Annotated in this window: 13 protein-coding genes and 1 pseudogene (1 of these 14 only partly in view); 5 read left to right on the top strand and 9 right to left on the bottom strand. The window is 58.0% G+C overall.

Annotated features, from left to right (window positions below):
- From E5F05_RS02120 to E5F05_RS02095, 6 genes are all read right to left on the bottom strand, one after another.
- Nucleotides 1-491: the 5' end (the start) of a multiheme c-type cytochrome gene (locus tag E5F05_RS02120; RefSeq protein ID WP_244944444.1), read on the bottom strand. Its footprint begins 595 nt before the window's first position; only the first 491 of its 1086 coding nucleotides appear in the window; the start codon lies at nucleotides 489-491; its stop codon lies beyond the left edge, outside the window.
- Between the two features lie 470 nt (nucleotides 492-961).
- A complete protein-coding gene (locus E5F05_RS02115) occupies nucleotides 962-1687 on the bottom strand; it encodes a hypothetical protein (RefSeq protein ID WP_146719825.1) in 726 nt (241 codons plus the stop codon).
- A gap of 6 nt (nucleotides 1688-1693) precedes the next feature.
- A complete protein-coding gene (locus tag E5F05_RS02110) occupies nucleotides 1694-6292 on the bottom strand; it encodes a carboxypeptidase-like regulatory domain-containing protein (protein WP_184117648.1) in 4599 nt (1532 codons plus the stop codon).
- A gap of 174 nt (nucleotides 6293-6466) precedes the next feature.
- A complete protein-coding gene (locus tag E5F05_RS02105) occupies nucleotides 6467-7840 on the bottom strand; it encodes a hypothetical protein (protein WP_184117649.1) in 1374 nt (457 codons plus the stop codon).
- Between the two features lie 256 nt (nucleotides 7841-8096).
- On the bottom strand, nucleotides 8097-8750 hold the full coding sequence (locus tag E5F05_RS02100; protein WP_146719822.1) for a hypothetical protein: 654 nt from the start codon (nucleotides 8748-8750) through the stop codon (nucleotides 8097-8099).
- A 371-nt stretch (nucleotides 8751-9121) separates the two neighbouring features.
- Nucleotides 9122-9529 carry a hypothetical protein gene (locus E5F05_RS02095; RefSeq protein ID WP_146719821.1) on the bottom strand — a complete coding sequence of 136 codons (408 nt, stop codon included), beginning with the start codon at nucleotides 9527-9529 and terminating at the stop codon, nucleotides 9122-9124.
- Between the two features lie 415 nt (nucleotides 9530-9944).
- On the opposite strand from E5F05_RS02095, the gene E5F05_RS02090 reads away from it, so the two are divergent.
- The 4 genes from E5F05_RS02090 to E5F05_RS02080 all read left to right on the top strand — a co-directional run bounded on the left by E5F05_RS02090 (nucleotide 9945) and on the right by E5F05_RS02080 (nucleotide 12253).
- The gene (locus E5F05_RS02090; protein ID WP_146719820.1) at nucleotides 9945-10127 is read left to right on the top strand and encodes a hypothetical protein; all 183 of its coding nucleotides are present in this window, start codon (nucleotides 9945-9947) and stop codon (nucleotides 10125-10127) included.
- A 212-nt stretch (nucleotides 10128-10339) separates the two neighbouring features.
- A complete protein-coding gene (locus E5F05_RS21110) occupies nucleotides 10340-10651 on the top strand; it encodes a hypothetical protein (RefSeq protein ID WP_186805496.1) in 312 nt (103 codons plus the stop codon).
- Nucleotides 10648-11817 carry a S8 family peptidase gene (locus E5F05_RS02085; RefSeq protein WP_184117651.1) on the top strand — a complete coding sequence of 390 codons (1170 nt, stop codon included), beginning with the start codon at nucleotides 10648-10650 and terminating at the stop codon, nucleotides 11815-11817. Before E5F05_RS21110 ends, E5F05_RS02085 begins: the two co-directional genes overlap by 4 nt.
- A gap of 31 nt (nucleotides 11818-11848) precedes the next feature.
- A complete protein-coding gene (locus E5F05_RS02080) occupies nucleotides 11849-12253 on the top strand; it encodes a hypothetical protein (protein WP_146719818.1) in 405 nt (134 codons plus the stop codon).
- Nucleotides 12254-12316: 63 nt separating this feature from the next.
- On the opposite strand, the gene E5F05_RS02075 is transcribed toward E5F05_RS02080, so the two are convergent.
- Both E5F05_RS02075 and E5F05_RS02070 read right to left on the bottom strand, forming a co-directional pair.
- Nucleotides 12317-12511 (bottom strand): tyrosine-type recombinase/integrase, encoded by a 195-nt coding sequence (locus E5F05_RS02075; RefSeq protein WP_244944443.1) that lies wholly within the window; start codon nucleotides 12509-12511, stop codon nucleotides 12317-12319.
- A 62-nt stretch (nucleotides 12512-12573) separates the two neighbouring features.
- Nucleotides 12574-12786: pseudogene (locus E5F05_RS02070) on the bottom strand (IS6 family transposase); the annotation flags it as partial.
- A gap of 36 nt (nucleotides 12787-12822) precedes the next feature.
- Between E5F05_RS02070 and E5F05_RS02065 the strand changes: the two are divergent.
- Nucleotides 12823-13533: an IS6 family transposase gene (locus E5F05_RS02065; protein ID WP_146719817.1), complete on the top strand. Its 711-nt coding sequence runs from the start codon at nucleotides 12823-12825 to the stop codon at nucleotides 13531-13533.
- 405 nt (nucleotides 13534-13938) lie between these two features.
- On the opposite strand, the gene E5F05_RS02060 is transcribed toward E5F05_RS02065, so the two are convergent.
- Complete coding sequence (locus tag E5F05_RS02060; RefSeq protein ID WP_146719816.1) at nucleotides 13939-15693, bottom strand: AfsR/SARP family transcriptional regulator; 1755 nt, start codon at nucleotides 15691-15693, stop codon at nucleotides 13939-13941.
- Between the last annotated feature and the right edge of the window lie 48 nt (nucleotides 15694-15741).

Genomic DNA, 15741 nt, shown 5'->3' with positions numbered 1-15741 from the left:
GCACCTGGCGTGAAATGGCAACCCTGACAGGTCACCCCCTGCTCGGCGTAACTGGACTGCGCCCATTCACTGAAGGTGGACTGGAGCCTGACACCGTTCATGGTCAATTCGTGACAACCCTGACAAAAGGCGCTGGTGCGGTAAAAGGGCCGCATCATGTCCTCCCGGTGCTGCTGCGGGTCCGCCATCACCAGGTGTGCTGCCGCTTCAATCTCCTGTACAGACAGGTAGTCCCCACCGGGGTAAGGCCGGATACGGCCGGGGTCGGAGAGGTAACGGGCATTGCCACCCTCCACCCGGTCGAGGGTGTGGCAGAAGACGCAGGAGACACCTTCAAGACTCCCGACCGATTCACGGGAATACAGACCCACCTCGCCGGTCATCAGGGCGACCGGCGCGTGACAGCCCGCGCACTGGCGCACGGCGACTTCCCCCTCCTCGAAGGCCACCAGGTCCTTGACCTTGAGATACCAGGGGTCAGAGGCCGCCAAGCGGTGCAAACTTGACTCCCAGTTGCTGTGGATGCTGACATGACACCGACCGCAGGTGCCGGATGGAGGGTACGCACCAGTGTGAAACGCTACGCCTTGGAGGGTGCTGGCTTCACTGGGAGCGAATGGGCTGGCACTCTTCACTGAACGCACCCCGCCGCCCGACCCGCGCTCTAAGCCCGAGGACTGCAAAGCAGCATTGGGGAGGGCCTCAACACGAGCGGTGGGTTGGATACGGGTGAGGTTGATCGTTAGGCAAAGCAGGCCCAGGAGCAGTATCAATATTGGAATTTTTTGTTTCAGCTTCATCTCTCAGCAGACCCTCTCGTTCCTTTCGGCTATGTGCATCTCTTCCTATAGGTCAAATTAATGAAGACTCAGCTTCGTTCTACCATTCACCGATAATCTCTCCTTATGCTGCACGAAGGGCTTATGGCTATCAAGCCATAAGCCCCCTATTGGCTTATGGATTATGAATTAATCTTTCGAATATAACCCCAGTCTATTGAGTTAAGAATCAGGGATAGAGCTTTCTGATGTTTATCCCTAGCTTGCTGTAAATCGTTGAATGCTTGACTTGACGAGAGTAACCCTCCCTTATCTTTATGTATCCTGTATGGCTCCTCAGTTAAATGGAACGTTTCATCCCCAAGACCTAGAGGACCATTAATCCAGACGATGTGGTCGGTTAGCCACTCTACGCTGTAGAGGTCAGGGTTTTCTAATAGTACTTCCATTTCCGAAGAAGGCAATAGTCTGGTATCTATTATAAGGAATGAAGTATCTAAGGTCTCTGAGACGTTGTACTTGAGCAGCTTGGGTATTATGTTGCTGTCATCCTGTGCAACAATTAGAGGTTGTAGGCATCTGAAAACAGATTTCATAATGCTCATAACTTCTGGACGCTTGTTTTTATATACTGAGTCCTGTTCCGGATAAAACACGGCGGCGAGCAGGACGTTTTGAATCTCATAATTGGGGAAATAGAGTCCTTGGTTGGCAAAATCTATCTCTACCCAATATGATTCCTCACTAATGTCAATGAAGTCTATTACTGAGTCCCTCACATTTACTTTTACATGACCATCCCAATTGGCCCCATTAATCGTTATTCTAATTGAATGGGAAAGCAGGCTTAAACATGTCGCTATGTTAGCGGAAAGCCGAGAAATGTCGAAGACAGAGGTAATTTTCATGATCCCTCACGGGTTAAGCAGGGTACCGCTTGCATCTACGACGTCTATACCCTTCGACCTCAAGTAGGAAGCTACGGGTGCGGAAAGCTTTGATGCATCATCCACATAGTACACGGCTTTGGCTCCGTTGCTTGCGGCAGCGAGCGAGAACCTCTCAACCTGGTCGATAAAGTCGTTGGTGGTCTTTGTTCCCGGTGTCATAGCCTTATTTAAGCTCGACTTGGTGTCCCAGTAGGTGAGCGGGCGACCGGTAATGATATCTACGTCGGCTGTGCGGGCAGCACCCTTGTACACTATTGGAACATCCTTGCCCATCTCTAGAACACCCAATCCTTTGCCTTCAAGTGCGCTGGCTACATTTATTTCCTTCAGTGCGCCCGTAACGTTGCTTGCCTGTTGGGCTGATGCTATACGGCGCATGACTTCATCTACGCCTGGCACGTGAGATATTCCCTCTAGTTTGCTTAGAAAATCCAGATTGTCGAATCCATACCTTGTCAGACTGTCATTCGATGATCTTATGAGGCTTCCAGCATCCTTAAGTGTCATACCCAAGCCATTAAGACCGCCGAAAATAGAGTCCAATTCCCGAATCTTGTTAGTCCCACCCTTAATGCCAATATCGACTATAAAGGACAATTCATCCTTTAAAAGCTGTAAAGCTCGTATGGGGTCTTTAAGACCCGGTCCTCTATTAATGGCGTCCTTGATGAGGTCTGCTATGAAGCCTTTGCCTGATAATTTACTGATTTTGTAAACGCCAATTAATCCACTACCAACTGTGCCCAGTCCAAGCCCAACTTCGCTAAAATCGGCGGCTAGACTTAGCCCCGCCAGCACAGAGGCAACAGGGTCCATCCCTTTGCCCAGGAGTTTGTTGGTTGCTTCCTGAGCGAGGGTGCTCACGTCACCAACCCAGGGTAGGAGGCTCCAACCAACGGTGACCGCATCCTCAACAGTAAAGCAGAAGCTGCCAGCACACGCCTCTTTGCTAGCGATACCAGCGATCCAATCGGTGATGAGTTTGCCGTATTTATTGGCGTAAAACCTGTCAAAAATGTTTGACTTCGCGGCTTGACCTGATTTGCTGAATGCCAACAGTTCTACGCCACAAGAGATGCCGATAACATTTGGTTTTACGCTCATCGCTCCAGAGGAGTCGCTGTAGCCATATTCACTTATAGTCACATGGCTCAGGTCGGCACTGGCATTGGTCGGCAGATTAACATTCACCTCAGCCTCGCCATTAACAAAGGGGCCGTGACTGTTCAGATCCTTGAACATCGCATAGTTATTGTTAAGACCGACGAGCACCCCTGATTTGTCTACTGCTTTTACTTTTACCTTTGCGCTGATAACTGGGCTACCATTCTGGAGGAAGGCATCACTCTCTCGAGCAAGGATTACTCTACCGCCGCTGCCGTCTATCTGATACGGTGTCTGAATTTCGCTAGGGATATCTGAATCGGGTAATAGTACAATTGTAGGCTCCTCCACCTCCAAATGGTCAACGATTTTGATATTTTGGATAACGCTGCTAGATTTTCCGTATTTATTCCGAGCCGAGAAAGTGACAGACTGTGTGCTGCTCCCATCCAGAAGTTCCGGTGTGACTACCATAGTGAGTTCACCATGTTCGTCGAGCTTAATCTCTACATCTTTTACCAGATCCTTCCCATTACTGGTTAGCAGAACGGTGGATGGGTCAATGCCTTGTCCTGCTACATCATCTACACTTGCCGAGATACCCTTGAATGTCTTTGTCGTTGTTACGAGGAAACTGTTCCCACTGGTGGAGGCGTTAAGGGTGGTGGACGGCGTACGAGCTGCAACAAGGGATGTTGGATTGGCTGACGACCGCATTGTCGCCACGCTGCAATCGGAATTGTCTCGGAGTACGGTGGGGGGGTAGAGCCAGGGCTCGCGCACCTGAACGGTCAGGCAGGGAAACTTAACGGTCCCAGGCCCGCCGTAATATTGCCTGACGCTGCCGCTGACGTACTGTGGATCGGCGGCATAGGCGTACAAGTCCCGGCCAGATTGAGATTGCGTCGTGGTTCCATGGAACTTGCCTGCCTCGTCTGTGACACCCCAGTTCGTGACCACGCCCGCCAGGGGATTCCCGGACTGATCGACCACGCAGCCCTCGACGGGATCAGGAAAGAACTGACCTCCGATCCAGGTGAAGTGATTGATTTCGTACTCCAGAAACTGTCGCCCGTCCACGGTAGTGATCACACCGCTGGTGATGTCCTGGACCCATCGCCCCTCGCGTTCGTCGAAGTAGGAGATCCGAATGGGAGTGCCATCGGGAATGCTGATACCCGGTTGCAGCGGCAGGAAGAGCGTCGCGGGCTTCTTGAAGGTCAGGCCGACCGGACCCAGGCGGGCGAAGGCCAGAAAGTACCCATCCTGGGGCAGTTCGGGGAGCGCGTTCGCCCCAGTGAGCTGAGTGAATTCAATCGGCACATTCTGGTCAAGCGCCCCAGCGGGAACCTTGAGGAAGCTGCCGTCGTTGGCGTAATGCACGCCCCCTTCCGGCCCGATCATGGTGACTGCCTCATGCTTCGGCTGAAGCTCGGCAAGTTTGACCGTCACGGTCTGTTGCTCACCCTTGACTTCAGCGAACCGGAAGATGCGTTCGTATCCGGGCGCGTTGATCTCGATGGTCTGGCGCCCCTGCGGCACCCCGCGCAGCAGGAAGTACCCGTTGCTCGCGGTCTTGGTGGTCAGGCCAGGTAGGCCAACCACAGCTCCCGCAATCGGCTTTTTGGTCGTGATGTCCAGTACGAAGCCGTCGACAAAGGAGCGGGCATGGGCCTTGGGGTCCTGCGGCACCGGAGGGCGGCCAGGAGTCACCGTAAACGCTGGATACAGCACGGCCCGCTCACCGTTCGGGTTGACCGCCATGATGCCGTAGGTGGATGGCGGAAACCCGGCAGGGACGACCAGTTCGGCGCTGTTCTCCTTCCAACTCCGCACCTGCAACTTGGTCGATTCAATGAAGAACGCCGTCTCGGCGCGAATGTCGCTGCCCTGCACCGTGACGATGGTTTCCGCGTCCCGGCTGAAGCTTGCCGGTGCCGCCGTCGTCAGGCCGAGCTTGCCCGCGACACTGGTGAGGTCCACCCGCAGGGTACCCGTCTGATCGGCCGGGCTGTACACCCGCCAGGGCAGCGTTTGGCTTTGACCAGGCGCCAGCGCGCCGTACTCGATAAAGGGGGCGTCATCGCTGGCATACCCACTGGGGTTGACCGCCCGCAGGCTGTCAGGACGCGGCTCGCGCAGGATTGCCTTCACCCCTGGCAAGGGCGTCGTGCCGGTATTCTTGATGGTGACGTCGCTGCTGAAGACATGGCTGGCGGCATTCCAGCTCGGGTTGGCTGCGGTGAGTTCCAGCACCGAGGTACCGTTTTTGGTGAAGGTCAGACCCTGGAAGCCGCTTTGAAGTTCTGCGGTATAGGTTCCGACAATCTGGTTAGGGTTGGGCGCGGGTGCGAGGGCTTTGACCTGGACCGTCCGCTTGATGTTGTTGGGAAAGGTCAGCGTTATCGTTCCGGTGCTGCCCTGGGGTGCATCGGCGGTCACGGTGAACGCTGCTGTGCTTGCACCGTTGGAGCCGCTCTGCCGTTGCACCTTGAGCCACGGCTGGTCTGCACTCACGCTGATGGGCTGCGGGCCGTTCAGGGCGTTCCCCGCCAGGATCAAGCCAGATTGCGTGGCATTTGCGTTGACGGCGAGCGGGTGAACCGTGGGGAGACTGGCCGTTCGTTTGGCAGCAATCAGCACGGTCTTGACCAGCAGAGCGCCCAGGTCGGCGGCGTCCACGGTCTGCACACCCTTGGTGGGGACGTCGATCAGGTCGGCCGCGTAGGCCTGGTAGGACGTGGGTACCTGCTGGGCGAGGAGAAACCGGGACAGCAGGGCGCTGTCGGCCAGGTTCACGCTGCCACTCTGGTCCAGGTCGCCCGCCTCAAAGGCCGCCCAGGTGGGATCAAGGGTGGTGGGTACCAGGAGAGAAGGGGTGTTGAGGGTCTGGGGATCGAGGAGACCTCGGGCCTGGAGGGCGTCTTGGACTTGACGCTCCAGTGACACCGTGTCCGGGGCAGTAGCTGTTCCACCTTCCCCAGCGTTCAGGGTGAGGGCTGTTTGCGCAGTGACGGAGACAAGCTGGTTCTGGCCGTCAACCGCCTGTGAGAGCTGCACCCCGATGCGCGCGGGCTGATCGGTGAGCAGTTGAAACACGGCCCGCACCACCTGGGTGGTCCCTGGCTGGGAGCGCAGGACGGTCACGCTGGGTGTCAGGTCGTCGGTCTGGTTCAGGTGGACCAGAGCCGTCTCGTCGGGTAGGACGCCCACGAGCTTCACCCGCGAGGCGTCGAAGTCCAATTGCAGTTCGGCGGCATTGATCGAACCGCCTTGGGCCTGAAGCTCGATGGGAACGGTGAGGTAGGTACCCCGACTCAGGGTGGCGTCTTGCACACGCAGAGCAACCTTCACCAGCGAGGGTTGCGGCTGGGTGGTGGGCGGAGCGGTAGGGGTGCGGCCAGCGGTTTCCTGGCGCGCACACCCGAACAGAATGAGAAGGGAAAGGACGGCGGTCAATGATGGGGCAAGTTTCCTACGATGCACAGGCACCTCCGAGATCCAGTCCCTCAGCCATATCATGAGCCGAGTCTGAAGACCTCCTCATCTGCCTGGAACGTCGTACCCCCGTTGGGGGATAGACAGTAAGCGGGACAGCTATAGCCCTTTCGCTGTCACCCCAACGTCTCGACACTAAGCGCCAGTTTCCGTTCCAACTCTAGTCGGACCCCAGGTTCCATGCGCTTCATCAAACGGGACGCTCAGCCCAGGAATCCGTTCCTTGATGTGCAGCCGGATCTGATGGAAATAGCCCTTGGCCTGCGCGGGCCTCACCTCTGGGAAGAGGTCACGTTGCACCTCCGCCAGGCTCGCTCCCCCACTCTTCAGCAGGTAGGCCAGCACCTCCACCACCCGTTTTAGCCGCAGACGAATGCTCTGCCCATCGAGCAGCACCTCCGCGCCACCCAGGGTCTTGAGGTTCACCTGTCGGAGATTTTGAGCATCTTCCTTCAGCAGGTGGAGGCGCTCATAGGCTCCAGGCGGGAGGCTCTCCAGACGTGCAGTGACTCGTGGCGTCAGGCGAAGTTCGGCCACCACTGTCGGCGGCGTCTCGAAGGCGGCGACCAGATCGGCAGCTTCGCTGAGCGAAGCTGCACAGGCTTCCCCCTGTCCAAACCGCTCCTGGGCCTCGGCCAGATGGAGCCTTGACCAGAGAGCTTCCCGTATCAGTTCCCGATCCTGAAAGAAGCTCACCGCCTCCTCCAGCAGGCCCAACCCTCCCCGATCCCCCTGAGAGGCTCGCCAACTTCCCTCCCGCCACTTCAGGAACGCCTCGTCGCGCGGTGCCCTGACCAGCCGTCTGGCCCGGACGAGCGCAGTTCGCGCCAACACCTCATCCCCGCGCTCAGTGGCCAGAGCCAGCAACCCGAGCCGGGCGTGCACCTCGATACTGGGGCGCATCTCGGTCTGCGTCAAAGACACGGCTTTCTGAAACGCAGAAACTGCCTGCTCATACGCTCCCTCGATCCGGAAAAGCTGTCCTTCGTGATAGGCCAGAACGGCTTCCAACACGGGGTCATCCGCGCTGTCCTTCCGAACACTGCTAAGCAGGGCGCGCGCCTGAGCGCCTTCCCCCTGGTACACCGCACAGGCGGCGAGTGTGGCGATGGCATAAGCCCGACGTACGGTGTGCCCGTGTTCCGCAGCGAACTCCAGATAAGCCGAGGCCCGGTGGTCCTCTCCGAAGCGGGTCAGGTGCATGCCGTAGGCATGCGCCACCGAGGCCTGCAGGGCCAGTGGGGCATCACTGGCAGTCTCCCACGCCCGCTCGAAGAACCGCAGCACCGTCTGCATGCCTTCTCCCAGTTCATGGCCCACGATGGCCCGTTCGCGGTGCCACAGGGCCTGATCCAGTAAGGGCAGGAGCGGAAGGGCATCCTGAATCAGCGTGAGAGAAGACAGCGCCCGAGCAAATTCACCTGCGGCACGATGCAAGCTGGCCAGGTCGATGCGGGCGGCATGGCAACCTCGCTGGGCGGCCTGCTCAAGCTGCTGGCGGGCCTGCACGACCTGGCCTTGTTGAGAGGCACAGACCCCGGCCCAGCGCAGGTCTTCTGCTTTTGGCTCGGTGAGCCGGTCGTACTGCTCCAGGCCCCGGCCGTACTCCCCGACCAGCACCGCCTCCCTCACTGTGGTCATACCAACACCATAGCTGACCTGCCTGCACCTTGCGTCCTCAGATGTGAGATGACCACAGAACACAGCGCGACAAGTTGGCGGCAATGGCCCTCTGTAAAGGGCCATTGCCAAGCGGTTTAACTATTCAAAGACCGTAATATCCTGTCCACGACTCAAATTTGTCGCTCTTGAAGTATACACGCCAACCTATAAGCACGTTTGTGGATGCATTGGAGTAAATACACCATATGTCAATAGTGTTTGGAGTTCCGCAAGTGGAGAATTTGTAGCTTGCTCTCTGAACGGAGACGTTGGCCGAGAAGTAGCCCCCCTGTCTCGCACCATCACGGTTAAGGTAGAGCCATCCAATATACTCAGTATTAGCGTAGATGGAGCTAACCTGGTTACCGTAACCATAGTTAATGGAATTGTTCTCTTCAAGAGTTCCAGCCGTAGGACAATCATCGTAAGCTACATTGAAAGTTGTAGTGGAAGTGCAGGGCATACGTCCGTCCCAAGTATCAACATAAAAGGGGCTTTCTGATTGCCCGTTTGGCATAGAAAAATCTGCTTCATAGAAGCGCGAGCCGCTATTTTTTAAAACTTCAAGATCGGCAGATGACCACTGCTGACTTATCACCGCTCGGAAGTTACCATCACTGCCAACATATTTTGCATAACCAGTGCGCGGAATCCAGGTAGCGGCATTTGCTGTGTTATAGCCAAGTGCAAGGCTGGTGCCAATAAAAATCAGAGCAGATGTTGACCAAGTAAAGAGGCGGCGCAAGATAGGTTTCATCTGATCCTCCAGTCCAAGTTCCACTTCTTAAAAGTGCTTTCTAATTCACTGATGAGTTTATCGGTGCTTGTACTAGCGGACTGGACCTCCAGCGCCTGGCCTGATTGCTCGCGAAGTGCCTGCACAAAGTTGGGGCGTGCCAGTGACCAGCGAGATCTCGGTTTGATACCCAAATATACATCTACCGGCAGCCTTGCCGCGACTTGTTCGATTACTCCGCGATCTGCACTGAGAACCAATCCATAGATTAGTTTCCCGTCTTCTTCAAGATCCATAACGAATTGCTTGCTTAGGTCAATATTCTCTAGACGACTTGCAATGGATGCCCGAAGATCAGGGCTTTGCTCCAAGTTGGCGCGGGTGAGCTGATTCTAAGCGCTTTGGAAGAACTGTTTTGAGCCGTTATTGACGTCATCTGCAATGGATGACAGCCGATTCCGAAATTCAGCATATCCAGCTTCGAATGGTATTGGGCCTGCTGGGCTATAATAACCGCCAAAGGTATGTGAGTAGTAACCAAAGCCTATGAGACGGTGTTTCTGACTGTCGACGGCTGCCTTTATCTCATCTGCTGACACCAAGCGTGTGAACACCATCCCCACGGCCCTGTCTTCAGGAATTTCTTTAAGAGGATTAGTTACCCTGACACTATTTTCATTATACAGAGAAGCATACTCTTTTTGCTCATCTGTTAGCTGGCTATTCGATTGACCACATGATCCCAACAAAAGACTACTCATCAGTATACAATTTAGGAGGGCGATCTTGTTTTTACTCATACTACTCCCTATATAGCTAATGAGGTAAGTTCTGTCGAACTGCGTTTTACTCTTGTTGTTTGCTCTTGCCAGTGTACTAAAGCCAGTAATGCTACATAGAAGACATCCTTCTTACGCAAGTTTCGTAATTTAACTAATACAATTATCTAAAGGCGTCTCATTCTACAACCTTGTTTATCAAACGGTCACCTCCTTGCTGGCCATAGCTTATTGAACGTGCGGTTTACAGCCGTATTGCAGGAAATCCCCAGAGCTGAACGCCGTGCAGGACGGGACAACTTCTACGCTGCCCTCCTTGGAGCGGTGGCCCGTCTCGGCAAGCGCAGCCTCACTGCAAACCGGTTTGCAGTGAGGGCCTCCAACTGCAACACGGGTGCAAACCGCACGTTTCTTAGCCTCCATTCAGGAGGCTTTCTTGAAACGACTGCTTTGCGCCCTCGTCCTGCTGTGCGCCGGAATCGCCCACGCCGACCCCAACGACGGCTCCGGTCCACCCCTCATCACGCCGATCCGCGCACCGCTGCCCAAGCCGCCGCCCCCGGCGGCTCCCACGGAACAGGTTCCCTCGCAGCTCCCCCTCGAAAGGACATCCTCATGAGGAGAAGAACCCCCCTCACCGTCATCACGGTCCTCACGGCCCTGCTCTCCGCTTGTGGTCAGCCTCAGACCCCCCAGGGGGTCCAGGCCACCTCGGGGAAAGGGAAAGTCACCGTCAGCATCGTCCCCGTCCTGAAGGCCGAGCGCCTGGCACCGCAAAGCACTGGCACGACCTCCCCCGAGGTCACAGAGGTTCAATTCCCGTCCGGCAGCATGGAATTCTTTGAACAGGAGCTGGTGGTTCGCGTCACCGATGAGGCGGCTTTCCAGTCGTTCCTGACCAAGTACAACGGCGTCGTCGTTCACGACGGCGCCCTGCCTGCCCCGCCGTCTGCCTCACTCAAGACAAGGGTGGTTCCTGACCGTCAATGGCGACTGGTCCGGGTGAAAGCCCCAATGGTCAGCCTGGAAGAACTCGCCCAGGAACTCGCCGCCCAGGGCATGCAGGGAGACATTCGGATTCCGATCAGGAAACCGCGAACCTCTACGCGCTGGCCCTGGACTACGCGCACACGGACGGGGTGAAAGCTGAACTCAACCTGGCGCTGAAACCGCAGGCCAGCGGGTTGGCCCTGGAACATCAGATTTATCCCTCGGTGTTTCGTCAGCCAGTGAACAACTGGTGGCTCCAGGCGGGAGCGGGGAACGTCATCCGGGCCTGGGAGGAATTGGGCATCTCCGGACAGGGCGTCGGGATTGCGATTATCGACATCGGCTTCACGCCCAACGACCCGGACATCATCAACAGTGACCCCTTGAACGGGATCGGTGCCCGTCGGGGCGTGATGCAGTACGACTTTGCACAGAACGACTACGATGTCACCTCTGACGCTGGCGGTGATCCGGATCCGAACGGCACCACCTGGCATGGCCACGGCACAGCGGCGATTGCCTTCGGTGCCCAGAACAACCACTATGGCGAAACAGGCGTCGCGCCGGATGCGACGCCGATGCTGTTCCGGGTGGGTCGGGGCATCGGAAATGCCATGAGCTACTATGACGCCGGGCGCGCGGTAGATACCGCCGTGGCCTGGGGAGCCAGCGTGATCTCCATGTCCTTTTCTGCGAATACACCGGGTGGTGTGGGTATCCCCAACACCTATCTGGGGGCAGCCCTGGACCGGGCTGCGGCACGCGGCGTGATCAACGTCGCAGCGATGGGGAACGACGGGCGGTACTTCGACTTCGCCCGCTGGCCCTGGCAGACCTATCCAGTTCCTGCGGTCTGGTCCTCTGTCATTGCGGTAGGCGCGACCACTTCCAGCAACACTCGGGCTTCATACTCCAACTACGGTCCCGTGGTGGGTATCTGGGGTCCAGCTGGAGCAAACGATTGGTTTGAACCCATTCGTATCGCACCCAGCAATAAACTTCACTCAAACTGTTACACTGTTGATTTCTGTCAAACTTATGACGCGACCGAGCTCTTTGCGGGGACATCGGCAGCAACCCCATTTGTCGCTGGGGCCATCGCTTTGATGAAGCAGGTGAAACCCAGCCTCACCAAGCAGGATATTCTGAATATCTTCAGTCAGACGGCAAGGAAAAATACTTCGGACGGCAATGTGAACGGGGCGGGACTTATCAATGTTTATGAGGCAGTGAAGCTGGCGCGCGACTATACACCGCCACCTCCTCCACCTGAAGTGCCTGAGCCGCCTGAAACCTGCCATCCGGTGTCCAGTTGCTGACCATCTTTAAGGCCGATCTTCAGGAGGTAGTATGAAATTTCTTCCCACTGCGCTGTCGCTGGGCACAATCTTTCTTCTCGGTTCCTGTTCTCTGCCCTCAGCGCCAGGCTTCTATATTGGAACTATTGATTTCAGAACCGCTGCCTACACGAGTGAACTGAAGGGAGTCAAGACCGTCGCTATCATCTCGGACTATGTTCCCAGCGAGCTGTCCGGCCAGGTGAAACGGGTGCACTTTCTGGTGGGAAATTCGACGCTGGAGGGGACGGCCAAGGGAGAGCAACTGGGAACAGTCTACTTCTGGGAAACGTCCAACTCCTGCCGGGACCTCCCGCAAGGGGACAACATTTCGGTGTCCTACGAGATGCTGGGGGCCGACAACGCGGTCCTGAAGAAGGCCTCTCTGGTCGTGCCCAAGATTCAGACCTGCTCCTGAACCCGTTAGGCGCGGCCTGGTGCCGTAGGAGTCGGGAAGGGACGTCCCTTCCCGACTTCGCCTTCAGAAGGAGGAAGTGCGCTGACGCCGCCACTGACGAACTTCAGCATCCGCCGTCTGATCGCTGACTTCCGCGTAGCGCAGGGTGGTCTGGATGTGTTGGTGCCCCAGCCGTTTCCGGATCGTCGCCAGGCTCACGCCGCCGTTCACCAGTTCCGTCGCATGGCTATGTCGGAGTTGGTGCAACGTGCAGGTCACCCCAGCAGGTTCTGGCAACTTAACCGAGCAAGGCCGGGGTTGTTCAGCAGGCGGCTTGATTCTCAAGCCGCCTGCTGTATCGCTTCTCTCCAGAGGAGCAGTGCTTCGGTTTGGTTGCTTCGTCTGAGGGCAGCGGGGATGGTCGTTCGGGTCTGGCGGTGAAGGTTCGAAACTCGGGCGTGGAGCGCAAGGAATTCCTGTGTTCGTCGCCGTCTTTTAAAGCCGAGCTGGCCCCGTTCTTGCTGTCTTGTTTGTCGATGTGACTGTTCCACGAGGGTTCTGGCAACTTAATGCCAGTAGGCTGGTGAACTGTGACTGACCGGAAGCCCTACCGCCATCGTTTTCCCCTGAGCGTCATCGGCTACGCCTTGCGGCTGTATCACCGCTTCCCCCTCAGCCAACGTGATGTGCAGGAGCTGCTCCACGAGCGTGGTATTCAGGTCAGCCACGAAACCTTGCGTCAGTGGAACATTAAATTCGCGCCACTCCTCACCGAGGAACTGCGCCACCGAGAACCCCGCCGGGGTTCTCGGTGGCATCTGGACGAGGTCTGTGTCAGGGTTGGTGGGGTCAAGCACTGGTTATGGGGGGCGATTGACGAACGTGGGGACGTGCTGGAGGTGTTGCTTCAAGAACACCGCGATACCGAGGCCGCGAAATCCTTTTTCGCGCGCCTGTTGGGGGAATACGCTGTGCCGGAGGTCATTCACACCGACAAGTTGTGGAGCTATGGGGCAGCGCTGCGAGAACTTCCCGTGCTCCACAGTGTGGAGCACGTTCAGGTCGTCGCCGCTGCTCGCTGCAACAATCTCGTGGAACAGTCACATCGACAAACAAGACAGCAAGAACGGGGCCAGCTCGGCTTTAAAAGACGGCGACGAACACAGGAATTCCTTGCGCTCCACGCCCGAGTTTCGAACCTTCACCGCCAGACCCGAACGACCATCCCCGCTGCCCTCAGACGAAGCAACCAAACCGAAGCACTGCTCCTCTGGAGAGAAGCGATACAGCAGGCGGCTTGAGAATCAAGCCGCCTGCTGAACAACCCCGGCCTTGCTCGGTTAAGTTGCCAGAACCGCGGAGACAGAGGACTGACCTGCCCTTGTCAGCCCTTGCCGAATGAGTGATGTCCGTCGTGCGGAAAGACGGCGAGCGCGACTAAGGAGGCGGTTGCTGCCCCCATTTCGCAGTGAAGTTTGACCCAGAGGGTGGTGGCCGCCTGAAGCGTCAAGCAGAGAAATGACGCAATCGGCCTGGTTTCTTCTCCGACGTTGTGACGACTTCGCATTGTCCAGTGGCCCCTCCCCCGCTTCGTCCCAGAGGCATGAAGTACAGGAGGTGCCTGTTGTCGCCGGCGAAGGAGAAGGGTGGGTCCCGTTAGGAGCACGAGGCGGCCCTCTCATCAGTGCGGTGTGGCTGAGGCAAATCTAGAAGCCGTCAAATTCGCGGAGGGCCGCTTCAGCTTGTGCCACGAGGATAGGATCACGCAGGCCCTGTGCGGCTTGAAGGCGGGCGAGGTAAGGCCGGCGGTCCTCCGGGTCGCGCGCTGTCCATTCCTGGGCGAGGAGGAGCACCCTGGGCCAATCGCCCACCGCCCGTTTCACCGAAGAAGCCATAAGCGCGCGGAAGACCTCCAAAGCTTCTGCACGGCGGGCCTCCAGCCAGTCTCCGCCCTCCAGTTCAGCCAAAAACCCTCCGGAGTAAATCAGCAGCACCTCTTCCAGCTGCGCTTTTTCAGCCGCCGCGCGCAGGGCCAAGAAATCCAGCGTGACGGGGAGGGCCTCATTCACGGTGTAGGTCGGCGCGTGATAGGAACCGTTCAATGAAAAGACGTCCTCACCCAGGCTGGTCCGAAGCTCTTGCAGCACCCCGTTCACCACATTCCGGGCGCGGTAAGGAGGCAGGTCAGGGTAGAGCGCAGCCTCAATCTGCGTCCTGCTATGCCCCGGCCGTAACAGGAGGTAGACCAGCACAGCAACGTGGCGGGCTTTGAGAGAAGGCAAAAGCTTATGTCCCCGCCGAACCTCAGCGAGGCCCAGGGTGGTAATCCGGATCACTTCCCGTCCGGAAGCGCGGGCACCCAGGAGCCCAGGGAGAAGGGGAGCCAGCGCAGGTTCCAGGGCAGCGGCGGTCAGCAGGGCCGGCATCTCCTCCCACTCCCGGCGAAACCCAGCCTTGATGGGAAGGGTCAGGTACCCATCCAAGGCCTGACGAAGGGTAGCGAAAGAGCCAATCAGGTCTCCCCCCAGGTACTGGGCGTAGGCAAGGTGGAGCAGGGCGCGCGTGGTCTCCGCCGGTTGCTGACGCCCCGAATACCCCTGAACGGCCTCCGACAGTTGCCGCCCGGCTTCGGTCAGGTCTCCCCGACGCCGCGCCAGCACGCCTCGCGCGAGCGGCAGGGCCGGGTCTCCCGTTCCGCCTTCGGGACGGGCCGCAGCCAGCAGTTCGAGCGCTGCCGCGTGCAGCCCCGCACGGCTGCGCTGGTCTGCCAGGCGCAAGCCCGTCCACAGCCGCAACTGGCTGTCCCCAACGCTCAGGCTGAGGGGCCACAGCTCCTCCAGGAGGGCTTCGTAGTGGGGGAAATCGCCCGTCGTCCAGGCGAGGTTCGCTTCACTGCCCATCAGCATGGCCCGTGCCCGTGTAGAGGTCGTTTGGGTGAGCAGGGTGCGGGCTTCCTCCCAGGTGGCCCGGGCTTCCCGCACCTGCCCCAGCAGAATCTGCAAGTCGAGCAGGCCCTGAAGTGCAGACAGCCGGGGCAGGACGTTAGGGCCAGCCGGAAGCTGTTGCAAGGCCTGCTGGTAGAGCCGCGTCGCCCGCTCACCCCGGTTGAGTTGCTGGTACATGCGCGCCAAGGTCTGCATCACGTTGGCCGCTGTGCGCTCATAACCTGCGGCCAGGTAGCCGTGCCAAGCCTGCTCCACCTGCTCAAGGCCCTGTTCCACCCGTCCCAGCTGAAAAGCAGTCACCCCCATCCAGCGCTGGGCACGGAGCGCCAGCTCTCCGGAGAGAGCGGAAAGAATCCGTTGAAAGTGAGCCTCGGCCTCGCTCAACCGCCCGAGGGCCCTCAAGCCGTTGCCGTACTCCACCGAAGCCTCCGGTAAGCCTGCCAGATGGGCGCGCAGCAGCAGAGGCTCCGCCCGGTGCAGTTCCCCCAACCGCAGCAGGCTGATGCCGAGCCACATCAGCTCGTGTGGAGACAGGGTGGGGTGCCCGGAGAGATCGGAGACGAC

The sequence above is a fragment of the Deinococcus metallilatus genome, from assembly GCF_004758605.1.
Lineage (GTDB): Bacteria > Deinococcota > Deinococci > Deinococcales > Deinococcaceae > Deinococcus > Deinococcus metallilatus.
The sequence above is the reverse complement of the archived record's forward strand: the minus strand, read 5'-3'. Positions and strand labels throughout refer to the sequence as shown.

Excerpts from the sequence above, each read along its gene's own strand:
- E5F05_RS02115 (WP_146719825.1), bottom strand. The coding sequence starts at position 1,687 with ATGAAAATTACCTCTGTCTTCGACATTTCTCGGCTTTCCGCTAACATA.
- E5F05_RS02100 (WP_146719822.1), bottom strand. The coding sequence starts at position 8,750 with ATGAAACCTATCTTGCGCCGCCTCTTTACTTGGTCAACATCTGCTCTG.
- E5F05_RS02095 (WP_146719821.1), bottom strand. The coding sequence starts at position 9,529 with ATGAGTAAAAACAAGATCGCCCTCCTAAATTGTATACTGATGAGTAGT.
- E5F05_RS21110 (WP_186805496.1), top strand. The coding sequence starts at position 10,340 with ATGGAATTCTTTGAACAGGAGCTGGTGGTTCGCGTCACCGATGAGGCG.
- E5F05_RS02080 (WP_146719818.1), top strand. The coding sequence starts at position 11,849 with ATGAAATTTCTTCCCACTGCGCTGTCGCTGGGCACAATCTTTCTTCTC.
- E5F05_RS02060 (WP_146719816.1), bottom strand. The coding sequence starts at position 15,693 with ATGTGGCTCGGCATCAGCCTGCTGCGGTTGGGGGAACTGCACCGGGCG.